This window comes from Pseudomonas sp. B6(2017), assembly GCF_002112765.1.
Taxonomy (GTDB): Bacteria; Pseudomonadota; Gammaproteobacteria; order Pseudomonadales; family Pseudomonadaceae; genus Aquipseudomonas; species Aquipseudomonas piscis.
The window spans coordinates 1-18,091 of sequence record NZ_NEIQ01000018.1 but is presented as its reverse complement, the minus strand read 5'-3'; the positions used below and the strand labels follow the sequence as shown (position 1 = coordinate 18,091).

General features: G+C 65.9%; 17 protein-coding genes. 7 read left to right on the top strand and 10 right to left on the bottom strand.

Annotation, left to right across the window (positions count from 1 at the left end; genetic code table 11):
- Nucleotides 1-5: 5 nt before the first annotated feature.
- The 3 genes from antC to CAG11_RS26320 all read left to right on the top strand — a co-directional run bounded on the left by antC (nt 6) and on the right by CAG11_RS26320 (nt 4,074).
- A complete protein-coding gene (gene antC, locus CAG11_RS26330) occupies nt 6-1,028 on the top strand; it encodes an anthranilate 1,2-dioxygenase electron transfer component AntC (protein ID WP_085598890.1) in 1,023 nt (340 codons plus the stop codon).
- 234 nt (nt 1,029-1,262) lie between these two features.
- A complete protein-coding gene (locus CAG11_RS26325) occupies nt 1,263-2,663 on the top strand; it encodes an amino acid permease (RefSeq protein WP_031319922.1) in 1,401 nt (466 codons plus the stop codon).
- Nucleotides 2,664-2,865: 202 nt separating this feature from the next.
- Nucleotides 2,866-4,074, top strand: coding sequence for a benzoate/H(+) symporter BenE family transporter (locus CAG11_RS26320; protein WP_085598887.1), 1,209 nt, complete (start codon nt 2,866-2,868; stop codon nt 4,072-4,074).
- Nucleotides 4,075-4,240: 166 nt separating this feature from the next.
- Here the strand turns inward: CAG11_RS26320 and CAG11_RS26315 are convergent, their stop codons facing one another.
- The 3 genes from CAG11_RS26315 to kynB form a co-directional block, all read right to left on the bottom strand.
- Nucleotides 4,241-5,740 carry a PLP-dependent aminotransferase family protein gene (locus CAG11_RS26315; RefSeq protein WP_085598885.1) on the bottom strand — a complete coding sequence of 500 codons (1,500 nt, stop codon included), beginning with the start codon at nt 5,738-5,740 and terminating at the stop codon, nt 4,241-4,243.
- 122 nt (nt 5,741-5,862) lie between these two features.
- A complete protein-coding gene (kynA, locus tag CAG11_RS26310) occupies nt 5,863-6,714 on the bottom strand; it encodes a tryptophan 2,3-dioxygenase (RefSeq protein WP_085598883.1) in 852 nt (283 codons plus the stop codon).
- A gap of 91 nt (nt 6,715-6,805) precedes the next feature.
- Nucleotides 6,806-7,447, bottom strand: coding sequence for an arylformamidase (gene kynB, locus CAG11_RS26305; protein ID WP_085598881.1), 642 nt, complete (start codon nt 7,445-7,447; stop codon nt 6,806-6,808).
- Nucleotides 7,448-7,709: 262 nt separating this feature from the next.
- Here kynB and CAG11_RS26300 point away from each other — a divergent pair, with 262 nt between their 5' ends.
- The 3 genes from CAG11_RS26300 (at nt 7,710) to CAG11_RS26290 (ending at nt 9,165) form a co-directional block, all read left to right on the top strand.
- Complete coding sequence (locus CAG11_RS26300; protein ID WP_085598879.1) at nt 7,710-8,054, top strand: cupin domain-containing protein; 345 nt, start codon at nt 7,710-7,712, stop codon at nt 8,052-8,054.
- 110 nt (nt 8,055-8,164) lie between these two features.
- Entirely contained in the window at nt 8,165-8,650 is a 486-nt protein-coding gene (locus CAG11_RS26295) for an antitoxin Xre/MbcA/ParS toxin-binding domain-containing protein (protein WP_085598877.1), read from the top strand.
- A complete protein-coding gene (locus CAG11_RS26290) occupies nt 8,647-9,165 on the top strand; it encodes an RES family NAD+ phosphorylase (protein WP_085598875.1) in 519 nt (172 codons plus the stop codon). The genes CAG11_RS26295 and CAG11_RS26290 overlap by 4 nt, the downstream gene beginning before the upstream one ends.
- Before the next feature lie 118 nt (nt 9,166-9,283).
- Here the strand turns inward: CAG11_RS26290 and mmsB are convergent, their stop codons facing one another.
- Nucleotides 9,284-10,171 carry a 3-hydroxyisobutyrate dehydrogenase gene (gene mmsB, locus CAG11_RS26285; protein ID WP_085598873.1) on the bottom strand — a complete coding sequence of 296 codons (888 nt, stop codon included), beginning with the start codon at nt 10,169-10,171 and terminating at the stop codon, nt 9,284-9,286.
- A 10-nt stretch (nt 10,172-10,181) separates the two neighbouring features.
- Complete coding sequence (locus CAG11_RS26280) at nt 10,182-11,708, bottom strand: CoA-acylating methylmalonate-semialdehyde dehydrogenase (protein WP_085598871.1); 1,527 nt, start codon at nt 11,706-11,708, stop codon at nt 10,182-10,184.
- A gap of 147 nt (nt 11,709-11,855) precedes the next feature.
- Between CAG11_RS26280 and CAG11_RS26275 the strand changes: the two genes are divergently transcribed.
- A complete protein-coding gene (locus CAG11_RS26275) occupies nt 11,856-12,806 on the top strand; it encodes a LysR family transcriptional regulator (protein WP_022642129.1) in 951 nt (316 codons plus the stop codon).
- Nucleotides 12,807-12,878: 72 nt separating this feature from the next.
- Here the strand turns inward: CAG11_RS26275 and CAG11_RS26270 are convergent, their stop codons facing one another.
- From CAG11_RS26270 to CAG11_RS26250, 5 genes are all read right to left on the bottom strand, one after another.
- The gene (locus CAG11_RS26270) at nt 12,879-13,370 is read right to left on the bottom strand and encodes an OmpA family protein (protein WP_022642128.1); all 492 of its coding nucleotides are present in this window, start codon (nt 13,368-13,370) and stop codon (nt 12,879-12,881) included.
- Nucleotides 13,371-13,387: 17 nt separating this feature from the next.
- On the bottom strand, nt 13,388-14,653 hold the full coding sequence (locus CAG11_RS26265) for a diguanylate cyclase domain-containing protein (RefSeq protein WP_022642127.1): 1,266 nt from the start codon (nt 14,651-14,653) through the stop codon (nt 13,388-13,390).
- Nucleotides 14,650-15,231, bottom strand: coding sequence for a YfiR family protein (locus CAG11_RS26260; RefSeq protein WP_085598869.1), 582 nt, complete (start codon nt 15,229-15,231; stop codon nt 14,650-14,652). The genes CAG11_RS26265 and CAG11_RS26260 overlap by 4 nt, the downstream gene beginning before the upstream one ends.
- 104 nt (nt 15,232-15,335) lie before the next feature.
- A complete protein-coding gene (gene recD, locus CAG11_RS26255) occupies nt 15,336-17,405 on the bottom strand; it encodes an exodeoxyribonuclease V subunit alpha (RefSeq protein WP_085598867.1) in 2,070 nt (689 codons plus the stop codon).
- A partial coding sequence (locus tag CAG11_RS26250; protein ID WP_178081832.1) for a PD-(D/E)XK nuclease family protein occupies nt 17,402-18,091 on the bottom strand: 690 nt, incomplete at its 5' end. The genes recD and CAG11_RS26250, both read right to left, overlap by 4 nt.

Here is an 18,091-nt window from a genome sequence, read left to right as displayed (position 1 = left end):
TCTCCATGACGCACAAGGTCGCGTTCAGCTTCGCCGACGGCAAGACCCTGTTCTTCCCGGTGCACGCCAATGAAATATTGCTCGACGCCGCCCTGCGCAACGGCATCAAGATCCCCCTGGACTGCCGCGAGGGGGTGTGCGGCACCTGCCAGGGCCGCTGCGAGGCGGGCCAGTACAGCCAGGACTACGTGGACGAAGAGGCGCTGTCGGCCCAGGACCTGGCGCAGCGCAAGATGCTCAGCTGCCAGACCCGGGTGCAGTCCGATGCGGCGTTCTACTTCGACTTCGATTCCAGCCTGTGCCACGCCGCCGAGCCGGTGCGCTATCGCGCCTCGGTCCAGGAGGTGCGCCAGGTTTCGGACAGCACGGCGATCCTGCGCCTGGACCTTGGGGCCAACCCGGCCCCGCTGGACTTCCTGCCCGGCCAGTACGCCCGCCTGGGCATCCCCGGCACCGGCACCAGCCGCGCCTATTCCTTCGCCAACCGCCCGGCGGCGGACCAGCAGTTGCAGTTCCTGATCCGCCTGCTGCCCGACGGGGCGATGAGCAACTACATCCGTGAGCGTTGCCAAGTGGGTGACAGCCTGGAACTGGAAGCGCCGCTGGGCGCCTTCTACCTGCGCCAGGTCAGCCGCCCGCTGCTGCTGGTGGCCGGCGGCACGGGGCTGTCGGCGTTGCTGGCGATGCTCGAGCAGATCGTCGAGCAAGGCTGCCAGCAACCGGTGCACCTGTACTACGGGGTGCGCCACAGCGCCGACCTGTGCGAGCTGGAGCGCATCCAGGCCTACGGCGAGCGCCTGCCCGGGTTTCGCTTCACCCCGGTGATCAGCGATGCCGATCCGGCCTGGACCGGCAAGCGCGGCTACATCAGCGAACATTTCGACACCGAGGAACTACGCACCAGCGAGGCCGACATGTACGTCTGCGGGCCACCGCCGATGGTCGATTCGATCCGCGCCTGGCAGCAGCAACAGGGCCTGGAGCACGTCCAGCTGTATTACGAGCGCTTCACCGACAGCACCAACTGACTCCACCGGCGATCGCCCAACGCCCTGCCAGGACATCGGACACCGGACACCGGACACCGCCCGACCACAGGTCGGCCCAGCGGCAGATGGCAGCAAGAACAGGGACTTGGGCGTGTTCGGCTTTACTACGGGAGCTTGACGCGGAGTAATATCTGATCCCGTCGACAATAAGACGCGACCGCTGCCTGCATCCGGGTAGCGGTCCTGATAACAACTAGAAGAGAGCGCAAGTTAGTGGATCAGACCTTGAAGCAGGGTGAACTCAAGCGTGGCTTGAAGAACCGCCATATTCAGCTGATCGCCCTGGGTGGGGCGATCGGCACCGGACTCTTCCTCGGCTCGGCCGGGGTCCTGAAGTCCGCCGGACCCTCGATGATCCTGGGTTATGCGATCGCCGGATTCATTGCCTTCCTGATCATGCGCCAATTGGGCGAGATGATCGTCGAAGAGCCGGTGGCCGGCTCCTTCAGCCATTTCGCCCACAAGTACTGGGGCGGCTACTTCGGGTTCCTTTCCGGCTGGAACTACTGGGTGCTGTACGTGCTGGTGGGCATGGCCGAACTCACGGCGGTGGGCAAGTACATCCAGTTCTGGTGGCCGGAAATCCCCACCTGGGTCAGCGCCGCGGTGTTCTTCGTGCTGGTCAACCTGATCAACATGATGAACGTGAAGTTCTACGGCGAGGCCGAGTTCTGGTTCGCCATCATCAAGGTGGTGGCCATCGTCGGCATGATCGTGCTGGGCTGCTACATGCTGTTCAGCGGTAGCGGCGGCGCCCAGGCCTCGGTGAGCAACCTGTGGTCCCATGGCGGCTTCTTCCCCAACGGCGGCACCGGCCTGCTGATGGCCATGGCCTTCATCATGTTCTCCTTCGGCGGCCTGGAGCTGGTGGGCATCACCGCCGCCGAAGCCGCCGAACCGCGCAAGGTGATCCCCAAGGCCATCAACCAGGTGGTCTACCGGGTCCTGATCTTCTACGTCGGCGCCCTGGCGGTGCTGCTGTCGCTGTATCCGTGGGACGAGCTGCTGGTGAGCCTCAACGCCGGCGGCGACTCCTACAGCAGCAGCCCCTTCGTGAAGATCTTCGCCCTGATCGGCAGCGACGCGGCGGCGCAGGTCCTCAACTTCGTGGTCCTGACCGCGGCGCTCTCGGTGTACAACAGCGGCGTGTACTGCAACAGCCGCATGCTCTACGGCCTGGCCGAACAGGGCGATGCCCCGCGCGCGCTGATGAAGCTCAACAAGCAGGGCGTACCGGTGCTGGCCCTGGGTATCTCGGCGCTGATCACCATGCTCTGCGTGCTGGTCAACTACCTGGCTCCGCACGAAGCGCTGGAGCTGCTGTTCGCCCTGGTGGTGGCGGCCCTGATGATCAACTGGGCGTTGATCAGCCTGACCCACCTGCGCTTTCGCAAGGCCATGGCCGAGCAAGGCGTGGTGCCTTCGTTCAAGGCCTTCTGGTCGCCGTTGAGCAACTACCTGTGCCTGGCCTTCATGGTCATGATCATCGGCGTGATGCTGATGATCCCGCCGATCCGCGCCTCGGTGTACGCGATCCCGGTGTGGATCGCGCTGATCTGGGTGTTCTACCGCCTGAGCCAGGCGAAGAAAGCCAGCCAACCGGCCCTGCGCTGACCTCATCAGGGGCCGCGTGCAGGCCCCTGTGCAAAGCCAAGCCCGGCCTTGCTCCAAGGCCGGGCTTTTTCATGCCCACCGCAAAAGTGGTCTGCTGCCATCTACACAAGCGGCCTGAAATTCCAGGCCGCTCGCTCTCTAGAATCGACGCTCTTCCCGGCGATATCGGCCCGGGAACCGGATCCTGGATGGAGAGTGGCATATGAGCAGAACGACCGCGGGCCTGAGGCCGAGCGATTTCTTTTCCCCCACGGTGGCGGCGCTGATCTCGGTGCTGGTGAACTATGGCGGGACCTTCGTCCTGGTGCTCCAGGCCGCTGAACTGGCCCAACTGACGCCGGCCCAGACCGCCTCCTGGGTCTGGGCGGTGTCTGTGGGCGTGGGCGTCACCGGACTCTGGCTGAGCCTGCGCCACCGGGCTCCGATCATCACCGCCTGGTCGACACCCGGGGCGGCGTTCCTGGCCACGGTACTGCCTGGCACGCCCTACGCCGAAGCGATCGGCGCCTACATGGTCTCGGCCCTGGGCTTCATGCTCCTGGGCCTGTCCGGGGCCTTCGACAAGCTGGTGCGGCTGATTCCCCAGGGGATCGCCGCAGGTTTGTTGGCCGGCATCCTGCTGCAGTTCGGGATCAATGCCTTTGGCGGCGCCAGCAGCGATCCCTGGCTGGTGATGGTGCTGCTGGTGTCCTATGCACTGCTGCGGCGCTTCACCTCGCGGTTCGCCGTGGTGGGTATCCTGCTCATCGGCCTGGGCCTGTTGGTGGCCCAGCAGCGGATCGACTTCGGCGCCTTGCAGCCGAGCCTGGCGACGCCGCTGTTCACCGCTCCGCAATTCTCCGTCCAGGCCCTGCTCGGGGTGGCGCTGCCGCTGTTCGTCATCACCCTGACCGGCCAGTACATGCCGGGCATGCTGGTGCTGCGCAACGATGGCTTCGCCACCAGCGCCAACCCGCTGCTCAGGGTCACCGGGCTGGGCTCGCTGCTGATGGCGCCGTTCGGTGCCCATGCCTTCAACGTGGCGGCGATCACCGCCGCCATCTGCACCGGCAAGGATGCCCACCCGGACCCGAGCAAGCGCTACCTCGCCGGCATCGCCTGCGGGCTGCTGTACATCCTGGTGGGGACCTTCGGCGTGACCCTGGCCAGCCTGTTCCTGGTGCTGCCCAAGGCGTTCATCGGCACCCTGGCGGGCCTGGCGCTGCTGGGCGCCATCGGCGGCAGCCTGGGCAACGCCATGGCCGATGCCAGGACCCGGGAAACCGCGCTGATCACCTTCCTCGCCACGGCGGCCAATGTCACCTTGCTGGGCATCGGCGGGGCATTCTGGGGGCTGCTGGCCGGCTTGACCGCCCACCTGCTGATCCATGGCCGGTATCGCCGCTTCAGCGCCAGCAACGCACGTTCCTGAGGCGGGCCAACAGGCCGTTGAAAAACGTAGGCGAGGCAGCCAGCGCAAGGCGAAAACAGGCGAAAAAGCGCAGTTTACGAGTGGTAAATGAGCATTTTGACCGGGCTGGCGCACCAGCCGGTTTTCAACGCAGCGATGGCAACGCAGGTAGATTTTCAACGGCCTGCTAAGGGGTTCGCAGGGCCTGCCCCAGGCGCGCCATGGCGGCATCGATTTCATGGGCGCTCAGGGACGCATAACCCAGCAGCCAGCCTTGCTCCTTGTGTTGGCCGGCATACAGCCGGCTGAGCCCGGGCAGTTGCAGGCCGATGGCAGCCGCCCGGCGCTGGGTCTCGTGCTCGGTCCAGCCGGGTTCCAGCAGGCAGGGGATCTGCAGGCCGCCTGGCGGCGGCAAGGCCCGGGCGATGCCCGCCAGATGGCGCTCGATGGCCTCGAGCATGGCCTGCCGGCGGCCGGCGTAGAGCTTGCGCATGGCCCGCACGTGAGCGTTGTAGTGCCCCTCCTCCATGAACCGCGCCAGGGTCAGCTGGAGGATCTGCGGAGTGTGGCCGTCCATGATGCTGCGGGCCGCGCTGAAGGGCGCCACCAACTCCTCGGGCAGGACCATGTAGCCCATGCGCAGGCCGGGGTACAGGGTCTTGCTGAAGGTGCCGATGTACAGCGTCCGCTGGTAGGGGTCCAGGCCCTGGACGCAGGCGGTGGGCAAGCCGTCGTAGTGGAACTCGCTGTCGTAGTCGTCCTCGATGATCCAGCGTTGGTGCTCGGCGGCCCAGCGGGTCAGTTCCAGCCGGCGCTCCAGGGCCAGGGTGGCGCCACTGGGGTACTGGTGCGACGGGGTCACATAGACGCACTGGGCGCCGCTGCGGTCGGCCCGCAGCAGGTCGGTGCGCAGGCCCTGGGCGTCGACCTCGATGGGCACGATCCGCGCCTCGGCGGCTTCGAAGGCCTTGCGGGCGCCGAAGTAGCCGGGGTTCTCCATCAGGATCGGCTTGCCGGCGTCCACCAGCAGTTGGGCACACAGGAACAGCGCCTGGCGCGTACTGCTCAACACCAGGATCTGCCCCGGCACCACCTTGGCCCCGCGCTCCAGGTTGAGGTAGGCGGCGATGGCCTTGCGCAGCGGCTCGGCGCCTTGCGGATCGCCATGCAGCAGCACCGTGGCGCGGGACTCCTTGAGCACCTGGCGCTGCAGGCGCTCCCAGGCCGCCAGCGGAAAGCTGCGGGTTTCCGGCAGGCCCGTGGCAAAGGCACGGACCACTTGCTGGTCGCTGACCCCGCCGCGCTCGAACAGCACCCGCCCCCGGCGGCTCAGGCCCGAACCCGGCTCCCGGGCACTGGACGGTTGCTCCTGCCAGCGCAGGCGGCGACGCGCCGCGCCGCGCAACTGGGCGCCGATGGTCTGGCTGACATAGCTGCCGGATCCTTCGCGGCGGACGATGAAGCCATCGCGCTGCAACTGCACATAGGCGTTCTCCACGGTATCGCGCGATACCCCCAGGGACTTGGCCAGGACCCGGGTCGCCGGCAGCTTCAATCCCGGGTCGAGGGCGCCATCAAGGATCAGCCCGCACAGGGCGCGCTGGATGCGCTGATGCAGGTCCAACGCCTGGAACTCCGGGTCGTTGAGCCGCATGTTCAGGGTCTCGAGTTCGAATATCTGGGCCATGTGGTCTGCCTGGGCAAGTGAAAATCCGCCTGAAGGGCGGCCACTTTAACTCCGGGAACCTGGTCGGTCACCTGCTGGCCGGCCGATGAAAAACGCCCCGGCTGGCGGGGCGTTGGTCTGGATCATTGCGGCGAACGTACGCGCCACAACTCGGGGAACAGCACGGTATCGAGCATCTTGCGCAGGTAGCCCACGCCCTCGGTTCCGCCGGTGCCGGGCTGGAAGCCGATGATCCGCTCCACGGTGGTCACATGGCGGAAGCGCCACTGGCGGAACGAGTCTTCGAGGTCGATGAACTTTTCCGCCAACTGGTACAGGTCCCAGTATTTCGCAGGATCGGCATACACCTGGCGCCAGGCCGCCTCTACCGACGGATCATGCTGGGTCGCGCTGGTGCTGTTGAGCGCCAGGCGCTGCGGATCGATGTCCAGGCCGCTGCGGGCCATCAGGGCGATCGCCTCGTCGTACAGCGACGGGGTGGCGATGGACTCCTGCAGCGCCTGCAGCAGCTCGGGACGGTGGGCATGGGGACGCAGCAGCGCCGCACTCTTGTTGCCCAGGATGAATTCGATATCGCGGTACTGGAACGACTGGAAGCCCGAGGACTGGCCCAGGTACGGACGGATGGACTTGTATTCCGAAGGGGTCATGGTGGCCAGCACCGCCCAGGCATGTACCAACTGGTCGAAGATCCGCGAGACCCGCGCCAGCATCTTGAACGCCGGCGCCAGCTGGCTCTGGCGCACCTGCTCACGGGCGGCCTTGAGTTCGTGGAGCATCAGCTTCATCCACAGCTCGGAGGTCTGGTGCTGGATGATGAACAGCATCTCGTTGTGGTCTGGCGACAACGGATGCTGGGCGCTGAGGATGCGCCCCAGGTCCAGGTAGTCGCCGTAGCTCATGGAGTCGGAGAAATTCAGCTGGGCGTTATGCCATTCATCCGGTGGGTTGCTTGAAAAGGGACATTGGCTCATCGCGTGGGCTCCTCGTCTCGGTCGGCTGGGTCCGGCACCTGTGCCTGGGCAAGGGTGCGCGAGTGGCCCGCCGTATTAGTTATTGTAGGAATCAATCGGCCAACGGGCGCAGGATCGCCCGCACCGGACTGGCATCCAGGTGGGCGAAGCGCAGTGGCAGGGCAATCAGTTCGTAGTCGCCTTCGGGCACCTGGTCGAGCACCACTCCTTCGAGGATCGCCATGCCATGCCGGGCCACGGAGTTGTGGGCATCCATGGTCTTGGACTGTTGCGGGTCCAGGGAGGGCGTGTCGATGCCCACCAGGCGCACACCGAGGCTGGCCAGCAAGTCGATGGTGGCCTGGGCGACGGCGGTGAAGTCAGGATCCCAGGCGCTCAGCGGAGCCTCACGGTAGGTCCGCAGCAGCACTCGCCGGGGCAGGTCGTCCAGGCGCCCGAGCAAGTCCTCGGGTTGCACCAGCGGGCCGCTGTCCAGGCAGTGCAGGACCCGGCACGGGCCCATGTACACATCCAGCGGTACTTCGCCGATGGGCAAGCCGTCAGGGCGGTAATGCAGCGGCGCATCGACATGGGCGCCGGTGTGGGGGGACAAGGTGATACGCCCGACATTCACCGGGCACTCGGGCCCGAACTGCCAGACGCGCTCCTCCTGGAATGGGGTATCCCCCGGCCAGGTCGGGGTCGCGGTACTCAAGGGTGGGCTGATATCCCACCAGCGGGGAGTGTTTTCCATGGGTGCGGCTCTCGGTCGGTCCGGACTGAATGATACGAGCGAAGCCGGTAAAGATTCTTGCGAAATAACGCGAGCAACCCTGGATGTTTCGCAAGAACTGCCAATAAAGCCGGATTTGGCGGATGAATCTTTCAAGCCTGCAAGCAGCTCCAAGCCCCCGGTGCAGCGTTTCTGGATAGCTGGGTGTCGAGTCCAGGCATCCCCACTGGCGCCGTGCGCTATAGGGTGCGCTTTCCAGTTCGCGACCTGCCAGGAGCACAGCATGTCCAAGCCCATCACCGTTCTGCGCGATACCCATCCACTGCCGGTCCTCGACGCCTGCAAATGGGAAAAACTCGAAGGCGATCCCCATACCGTCAACCTCAACGCCTACACCAGCGAAGATGGCAGCAAGATCATGGGCACCTGGATCTGCACCCCGGGCAAATGGCGGGTGGCCTACGAGAAATGGGAGTACTGCCACTTCCAGGAGGGCTACTGCGTGATCACTCCGGATGGCCAGGAGCCGATCCACCTGCGAGCCGGCGACATCTTCGTGGTCGAGCCCGGCATGCGGGGCACCTGGGAAGTGGTGCAGACCGTGCGCAAGTATTTCGTGTTCGCCTGAGTCCTGCCGTACAAGGCGAGACCGCGCCCGGCCTGGCGACGCCCGGCTCGGCGCAACCCGCCAAATGTCGTTATAATCCCTGCCAAATGGCAAAGGCAGGAGTCACGCCCATGGTTGCAATGACCGGTAGCGACATCGCTGTGAAACGACGCGGCAAACCCGTATTGAAGGATCGGACCTCGCAGATCCTGCTCGGTGGCCGGGCGCGTTTCGACGACCGCATCTCCATCTATCGCCTGACCGAGGAAGGCATTCCGCTGGCGGCGATCGTCAAGTTCGTGTCTTCGGTGCCCATGCTCAAGGACGAACAGGTCCTGGCCAAGATCATCGGCCTGTCCGAGCGCACCCTGCACCGGCGCCTGAAGACTCCCGACGAACCGCTGAACCCGGAGCAGAGTGCCCGGGCGGTGCGCTTCGCCCAGGTCCTGTCCAAGGCCCAGGAGATCTTCGGCAGCAGCGAACAGGCCCAGGAGTGGATGGCCAAGCCGGTGATGGCCCTGGACGGCCACAAGCCGGTGGACCTGCTGACCAACCCCATCGGCTTCGAGCTGGTGGATGAGTTTCTCACCCGCCTGGAATACGGGGTCTATCAGTGATCAGCGTCCCCGGCGGCAGTGCCGTCCACTTCTGGCGCCTGGACGCCGCGCAGCACGCCGACAGCTGGGACAGCGGCATCGGCGCCGAGCTGTGTGGCGGGCGCTGGAACTCCAAGGGGGTCAAGGCCGTGTACGGCAGCGCCGACCCTGCCACGGCGATCCTCGAGGTGGCCGTGCACAAGGGGTTCGCCGCGCTCGACCAGGTGCCCCATGTGCTGACCGGGGCGCTGATCCACGACCCGTCGACCATCTACCGCCTGGACGAAGGCCGCGTGCCCAATCCCAACTGGCTGGTGCCGGGCATTCCCAGTGCCGGCCAGCAGCAATTCGCCGACCAGTTGCTGGCCGAGCATCCCTTCGTGCTGGTGCCCTCCTCGGTTTCGCGCCACAGCTGGAACATCCTGCTCAACCCGCTGTTGGCCAAGGGGTTGTACCAGGTGGTGATCCAGGAGCGCTTCGGCCTCGATACCCGCCTCAATCCGCCAGCGCGCACTCCGGCTGGCCGGCCCAACTGAGCGGGCAAAAAAAAACGGGAAGCCGCCCGACGCGGATTCCCGGAAACGTCCCCATTCGGGGGGCTGCGATCATGAGACGGTATTCGTGGCGAGGACTTGGCCCCCGCCACGCAAAGGGCTACTGCGGCTTGCGGTAGCTGTTGACGATGGCCGAGAAGTCCTTGCCACCTTCCCCGCGCTGGCTCATGGCCTGGTACAGCTGCTGGGCCACCGCGCCCAGCACCACCGGCTGATGGGCCTGGCGGGCAGCCTCGGTGGCCAGCCCCAGGTCCTTGAGCATCAGCTCGGCGCCAAAACCGCCGGTGTAGCCGCGCGCGGCAGGCGCGGTCTCGATCACTCCCGGCCACGGGTTGTAGGTGTCGGAGCTCCAGCAACGCCCGGTGGAACTGTTGATGATCCCGGCCAGCACCTTGGTGTCGATACCCAGGGCATCACCCAGGGCCATGGCTTCGCTGACGCCGATCATCGAGATGCCCAGCAGCAGGTTGTTGCAGATCTTGGCGATCTGCCCGGTGCCGACCTCGCCACAGTGCACGATATTGCGACCCATCTGCGCCAGTACCGGCTGCAGGGTGGCGAACAACTCGGCGCTGGCCCCGACCATGAAGGTCAGGGTGCCGGCCTGGGCGCCGCCAGTGCCGCCGGAAACCGGCGCATCGGCCATGGCCACGCCCTGCTTGGCCGCGGCATTGGCCACTTCGCGGGCGGTCTGCGGGTCGATGGTGCTGCAGTCCACCGCCGGCACGCCACGGGCGATGCCCGCCAGCACGCCGTCTTCGCCGAGCCAGACGCTACGCACATGGGCGGCGGCCGGCAGCATGGTGATCACCAGTTCGGCGCCTGCGGCGGCGGCCTTGGGCGAGGCGCTGATGCGCCCGCCCAGTTGCGCCAGCTCGGCCAGCACGCTCTGGTTGAGATCGAACAGGTTCAGCTGGTGGCCGGCCTTGATCAGGTTGCGGGCCATGGGCGCGCCCATGTTGCCCAGGCCGATGAATGCGATGTTCATGTCAGGCTCCTCAACGCAGGCTGATGGTGGTGTTCACACCGTCGTTGACGCTGTCATCGTCGAACCAGCGGCTGGTGACGGTCTTGGTCTGAGTGTAGAACTGCACCACTTGCTTGCCGTACGGCCCCAGGTCGCCGAGCTTGGAACCGCGCGAACCGGTGAAGCTGAAGAACGGTACCGGCACCGGGATCGGGATGTTGATCCCCACCTGGCCAACGTCGATTTCGCTCTGGAACTTGCGTGCCGCCGCGCCGCTCTGGGTGAACAGGCCGGTGCCGTTGCCGAAGGGGTTGGCGTTGACCAGGGCGATGGCCTGGTCGAGGGTGTCGACTTCCAGCACCACCAGCACCGGGCCGAAGATTTCCTGGGTGTAGATCTGCATGTCGGTGGTCACCCCGGAGAACAGGGTCGGGCCGACGAAGTTGCCTTGCTCGTAGCCCGGGACCTTGACGTCACGGCCGTCCAGCTCGAGCTTGGCGCCTTCCTTGATACCGCTTTCGATCAGGCCCAGCACGCGCTCCTTGGCCCGCTTGGAGATCACCGGGCCGACATCGGTGCCCGGCTCGCAACCGGCGTTGACCTTGAGCTTGCTCGCGGCTTCCTTGATGTCCGGCAGCCATTCACGAGCCTTGCCCACCAGCACCGCCACCGAGGTGGCCATGCACCGTTGGCCGGCCGCGCCGAACGCCGCACCGGCCAGGGCGTTGACGGTCTGGGTACGGTTGGCGTCAGGCAGCACCACGGCGTGGTTCTTGGCGCCCATCATCGATTGCACGCGCTTGCCATGCTTGCCCGCCAGGTCATAGACATGGGTGCCGACGGCAGTGGAGCCGACGAAGGACACGGCCTTGATGTCGGCGTGGGTGCACAGGGCATCCACCACTTCCTTGCCGCCATGGACCACGTTGAGCACGCCGGCCGGAACTCCCGCCTCCACCGCCAGCTCCACCAGCAACATGGTGGACAGTGGGTCTTGCTCGGAAGGCTTGAGGACGAAGGTGTTGCCGCAGGCGATGGCCATCGGGAACATCCACAGCGGGATCATCGCCGGGAAGTTGAACGGGGTGATGCCGGCGCACACGCCGATAGGCTGGCGCAGGGTGTAGGTATCCACGCCGCCGGCGACGTTCTCGGCGAACTCGCCCATCTGCAGGGTGCCGATGGAGCAGGCATGCTCGACCACTTCCAGGCCACGGAAAATGTCACCTTCGGCATCGGCGATGGTCTTGCCCTGCTCGGCGCTCAGGACCTGGGCGATACGCTTGGAGTGTTCGCGGATCAGGGCCTGGAGCTTGAGCATGATGCGCATCCGCGCGCCGATCGGGGTCAGTTTCCAGGTCTGGAAGGCGCGTTGGGCCGCGGCGATCGCGGCGTCGACTTCGGCAGCGGTGGCAAATGGCACCTTGGCCAGCACTTCCTGGGTCGCGGGGTTGACGATGTCATGCCATTCCTGGCTCTGGGACTGGACCCATTGACCGTCGATCAACAGCTTGACCTGCTGCAGGGTGGTGCCACCGGGCTGGAGGGATGCGTTCATGGGGTCTCCTGACTTCTTGGGTTCTTATGCAGGGAGCCAAGGCATTGCAGGCCTTGAAAAGAGAGGCGTCGCGAGTTGGTGTCGGACTGTTTTTGGAGTATAGATGTGCAAACTTCTAATAAGAACGCACATAAAATCCGGTCCATCATGCAAAAAAACATCACCTCCCTGAGCGGCCTGAACTGGGACGACCTGAAGTTCTTCCTGGAAGTGGCCCGTACCCGCAAGGCCAGCAGCGCGGCCAAGCGCCTGGCGGTGGACTACACCACGGTGTCGCGGCGCATCGGTTCGCTGGAAACCGCCCTGGGCACCCTGTTGTTCGAGAAGTCCCGTACCAACGGTTTCGTCCTGACCGCCGAGGGCCAGCGTCTGCTGGGATACGCCGAGGCCATCGAAAGCACCCTGCACATGGCCTGCGAGCAGGTCTCGGGGTCCGGCGTGGCGCTCTCCGGGCATGTACGCATGGGCTGCACCGAAGGCTTCGGCACCTTCTTCATCACCCCGCAGTTGAGCCACTTCCTCGGCGCCTACCCGGCGATCTCGGTGGATATCCTGCCGCTGCCGCACTTCATCAGCCTGTCCAAGCGCGAGGCCGATATCGTCATCGCCCTGGAGCGCCCGGAGCACGGGCCTTATGTGTGCTGCAAGCTATGCGACTACCGCCTGCAGCTGTACGCCACCCAGGAATACCTCGACCGCCACCCGCCGATCCGCCGCCCCAGCGACCTGGGCGAGCATCAGTTCATCAGCTATGTCGACGACCTGGCCTTCAGCTCCGAGCTGCTGTACCTGGCCAACGTGGTGCCCGGGGCCAGCGCCCACCTGCGCAGCACCAGCGTCATCGCCCAATACGTGGCGGCGCAGCAGGGTCGCTCGCTGGCGATCCTGCCGTGCTTCCTCGCCGCCCAGGACCCACGCCTGCTGCCGGTGCTGCCCAAGGAAATCAACCTGACCCGGCAGTTCTGGATGTATTGCCGGGAGGACCTGCGCAAGCTCAAGCGCATCACCTTGCTGTGGGATTACATCAGGGAAGTGACCGAGCAGAACCAGCCCCTGTTGATGGGGGACAGCCGGAACATGTCGTTCAGCGCCCCCTAGATGGCCCTCTGGCATTCGCGCGGCCTGGAGAAACGGCCGTAGGACTACAGCCGCTATAGCGTGGATCGCCGGTCAGTCGGCGATCACCACGATCGATACCCGGCGGTTCTCGGTGCGCCCGGCCGGGGTGCTGTTGGAAGCCACCGGCTCGCTGCTGCCCAGGCCGCGCAACTGGATGTTCTCTTCACGCATGCCGACCTGGGTCAGCACCTTGACCACGCTCTTGGCGCGGCGCACGGAAAGTTGCACGTTGTAGGCCTCCTTGCCCGAGGCATCGGTATGGCCGTCGACCCGCACCTTCTGGATATCGACGCTGAGCAGGGCCGTGCCGATGCGCTGGACGATCGCGGTGCTGGCCGGGTTGAGGCTTTCCACGTCGCTGCCGAACAGGACCTTGCCCGACAGGCCGAAGGCCCAGCCTTCATCCGTCAGTTCGAAGCCCTCCTGTTTCAATACCGCGATCTGCTTCGGGGTCAGCCCCTTGGGCGGCACGCTCTGGCAACCACTCAGGGCCAGCAGGGCCATGAACACCAGGGTGCTGAAAAGTCGAACCGGACGTTGCATCGATGAAAACAAGGGAATTAGCTCCTGTTTTGAACCTGGACGGGGGACTCCGCCCCCACTGTGTGTTGCCCGCCTCGCGCGCCACGCTTGGCCTGGTACATGGCCGCGTCGGCGGCGTTCAACAGACTGCCCGGAGTGGCGCCATGCTCCGGGTACACGGCGATGCCGATGCTCAGCGACGTCAGGATCGACAGGCTGCCAGGCAACTGGATCGGCACCTCCATGCTGCTGATGATCTTGTCGGCGATGCGCTGGGCATCCTCGACCCGGTGCAGCGGCGTCAGCAGCACCGCGAATTCGTCGCCACCCAGGCGCGCCACCAGGTCGTCCTCACGCAGTTGCGCGCGGATCCGCGTCGCCACCGCCACCAGTACCGCGTCGCCGGCGGCATGGCCGAAGTTGTCGTTGATCTCCTTGAACCGGTCGCTGTCCAGGAACAGCACCGCCATGCGCTCGTTGTGCTTGTTGGCGCTGCGCAAGGCGCGGATCAGCCGGCCCTCGAAGAACGCCCGGTTGGGCAGGCCGGTGAGGCTGTCATGGCTGGCCTGGTGGGCCAGGGTTTCGTTTTCGCTCTGCAGGTGGGTCTGCCAGACCTCCAGCTCATCGAGCAGGGCATTGAAGTCATTGCCCAGGTTGTCCAGCTCGGCGATTTGCGCCGGCGGCACCCGCTGGTCGAAGGCTCGTTCGCGCCGGGCCGCGTGGGCCACGTCCGCCAGGCTGCGCAGGGGGCCGGTGATGCCGCGCAATTGTCGGCGCGCCAGGTACAGCGCCGCCCAGGCGCTCAAGGCGATGCACAGCACGATGCCCACCAGGCCGCTGAAGAGGAAGCGCAACAGGTTGCCGCCATGGCCGGTGACGTTGACCGTGCCGATCTCCTGGCCCTGGCGGAAGATCGGCAGGCTGATGGGTTTTTCCAGGAAGGCACTGGCGATGTGCATTTCCAGGTTGGCCAGCAGGCCGCTGTCGGGGCGCTGCCAACTGGCCAGCAACTGGCCCTGGCTGTCGTACACCTTGGCATCGGCCACCTCTTCGGTGGAGGCGATCAGGGCCAGGGAGTCGGCGGCCGCGCCGCTGTCGTTGAACACTACCGCGGCTTCCACCGTGTAACTGATGGAGCGGGCGATCAGGTGCAGGTTGTGGTCGGCGTACACCCGCAGCGCCAGCACGCCCAGGCAGGTCAGGGACAAGCTGGCCAGGCCGATCGCCAGCAAGGCGACCGCCAGGTGGCCGCGACCTATGACCGACCGCAACGTGGGACGGGGGTTGGGCTTGAACAGTTTCATGGCGTGGCCGGGCGTCGACGGGACAGTTGCAGCACGCTGGGATGGATTCTCACCCCACTGCGGGCTACGGAGTCCAGGTTGACCTCGAACGACACCTGGCTGTCGCTGACCCGCAGGCAGAACAGGCTGCCCACGGTGCATTGGTCGCCGCCCTCGCTGATGCTCAGTACCGGCTGGCCGGTCAACGAGCTGAAGAGCCGGGTGCGTTCCTCGACGGTCAGCTTGCCGACATAGACCGAGTCGCAGTCACTGGCGATCTTCGGGTTGCTGGCCAGCAGGCGGCGCACCACTACCGGGCGCCCGGTCGCCTGGGTGGCGCCCTTGAGGAGATCGTCGGTGTATTCGGTGGGACCTACCACGCACAGTCGCAGCTGGGCGGGCTCCACCGGCCAACGAGCGTAGCTGAGGATGCCCAGCACCACCTGCGTCACTGCCTTCGCGCGCTGCTCGGCCAGGCTGACCGAGGCCGAGGGCTCCGGCTGAGCGATGGCCAACAGGCTGAACAGGCAGAGGAAGGTCGACAGCACGCACTGCCGCCACCCTAAAATACGCTCTGTCCTCAAGACAGCCACGTCCATGCAGGGAATCTCGTTGATTTTCACGGAAATGATGCCGCAACGATAGCACAGCCCAGGAAAGTGCCGCGATATCGAAGCGCTGCAAGATGCCTGGAACCGGGGCGTCAGTCCAGCTCCAGCATCAGCCCGCTCAAGCGCTTGACCTTGCGCCGCACTGCCTCCTCGAACACTCCGGCACGGGGCTCGATCAGGCTGAACCAGTCCTTGGCGCGGGTGATGCCGGTGTAGATCAGCTCCTTGGTCAGCACCGGATTCAACGCATCGGGCAGGATCAACGCAGTGTGGGCGAACTCCGAGCCCTGGGACTTGTGCACCGTCATGGCATAGACCGTCTCGATATCATTCAGACGGCTGGGTAGTACCAGGCGCACTCCGCCCTGGCCGTCGTTGCGCGGGAAGGCCACGCGCAGCACCTGGCGCCCCCCTTGCTCCGGCAGGTGCAGGGCGATGCCGATATCGCCGTTCATCAGGCCCAGGCCGTAGTCGTTGCGGGTCATCAGCACTGGCCGGCCCTCGTACCACTGCTGGTCGCTGTCGATCAGCCGCGCCTTGAACAAGGCCTGGGTCACGCGCAGGTTGAGGTTCTCCACGCCCCAAGGCCCCTTGCGCACCGCGCACAGCAGCTGGAAGCGGTCGAAGGCCTGCAAGACATGACGTGCCCAGTCGGTCCAGAGCCGGTCGTCGACAGCAGTGTCGGCGGCGGGACGCTGGCTGCGCAGGACATTCAGGTAGTGACGATAACCTTGCGGCCCTTCGCCGTGACCTTCCAGCAACAGCCGCTCCAGGGCCCGATCCTGTTCGCCCTTGAGACCCAGGCAGTACAGGTCGGCATGACTGCGCGCCGCCAGCAGGCGACGGGCTTCGTCGGCTTGCTGCTGGTTGACCCAGCGCGCCAGCTGGCCGATGCCGCTGCCTTCGCCGAAGCGCCGGGAGTGACGCAGCATCACCACTTGCTGGGCCAGCGGATGCTGGTGCCCGGTGTCTTCCTGCAAGCCGCTGGTGGAGAGGTCTTCACCGCTGACCGCTTCCAGCCAGGCCCGGGTCCGAGGGTCATACCAACCGGCCTCGGCATCGCGGCACAGGTCGCCCAGCACCGCCCCGGCCTCCACCGACGCCAACTGGTCCTTGTCCCCCAGCAGCACCAGGCGGGCATGGGCCGGCAAGGCGTCCAGCAGGTTGGCCATCATTTCCAGGTCGATCATCGAGGCTTCATCCACCACCAGTACATCCAGCGGCAGGCGATTGCCGGCGTGATGGCGGAAGTGCCGGGTGCCGGGTCGATTGCCCAGCAGACGGTGCACGGTGGTGACGTCGCTGGGGATCTTTTCCCGCACTTCATCGGCCACCGACAGCGAGCGAACCTGCAGGCTGATGGACTCGGTCAGACGCGCCGCCGCCTTGCCAGTGGGCGCCGCCAGGCGGATGCGCAGCGGCTTGCGCGCCTCCACCGCCGGCCCCTGGAGCAAGGCCAGCAGGCGCACCACGGTGGTGGTCTTGCCGGTGCCCGGGCCGCCGGTGATGATGCTGAACGCACCCCGGGTGGCCAGGGCGCAGGCGAGCTTCTGCCAGTCGACGGGACCGGATGGCCGGGCCGCGCCGAACAAGTCGTCGAGGCGCCGGGCCAGGTGTTCCGGGGCCGCCTCGGTCTGGGCCAGGCGCTGGCGCAAGGCCTGGTCGATGCGCCGCTCGTAGGCCCAGTAGCGCCTCAGGTACAGGCGCTTGCCCGACAGCACCAACGGCCGTTGCCGGGCGGCCTCGCCATGATCCGCCGCCAGGGCCACCAGCCGGCTGCCGGCCAGCACCTTGCACCAGTGGGCGCCTTCGAGGCTGGCCAGGACCTGGGACGGCAACACCGGGGCGCCGCCCTGCACATCGCCCTCGGGTGGCAGCGACAGGGCGAAATCCGGCTCCTTGAGTGTCTCGAACAGATCCAGGCAAACGTGCCCATGTCCCAATTGATGGCTGGTCAGGGCCGCGGCCATCAGCAGCAGCGGGTCGCAGTCCGGATCCAGTTCATGGAGGAAACCGACGAAGGCCCTGTCCAGGGCCCGCAGCCAGCCACGGGCGACCCAACGATCGAGCAACAGCAACAGGTCGGCACAATGGCTCAGTGGCGCCAGGTCCGGGGCTTGGGGAACCGGCTCGTCCAGGGCGCCAAACAGGTCCGGGGTCATAGCAGTACTCCCTGCTCCCAGGCCGGTTCGGCCTTGGGTGGCTCGGCCCGGCCCTGGAACATCAGGTCCAGGCGTTCGATCAACTGCCGTGGCGGCCGGGCGAAGTACACGCCCTGGCTGGCCGAATGGGTACCGCGCAGGAACAGGTACAAGGCGCCGCCCATGTGCCGGTCGTAGTCGTAGTCGGCCAGGCGGGCTTTCAACTGTCGATGCAGGGCCAGCAGGTACAGCACGTATTGCAGGTCGTAGCGGTTGTCGAGAATCGATTGTTCCATGGCCTGCTCGGTGTAGGCGGCGTCATCGGCGCCCAGCCAGTTGGATTTGTAGTCAGCCACGTAGTAACGGCCGTGGTGCTCGAACGTCAGGTCGATGAAACCCTTGAACATGCCATTGAGCAGCACCGGCTCGGCGGTGACCCGGGCCGCGCCCTGATGAGTCTGCTGGCGCACCAGTTCATCAAGCTTGAGCACATCGACCTTGTGGCTGGCGAACCAGAACTCCATTTCGACCCGGTACTGGTCAAGTTGTCCCAGCACCACCGGCGGCTGGCCATCGCCAACGGGCATCGGCGCCTGCAACAGATGCTGCAGCCAGCCGCTCAGGGTCGGGATCCAGCCTTGCCAGCCACGACGGTTGCAGCGGCGGGCGACGGCATCGGTGATCGCCTCGGGGCTGGCATCGAAACC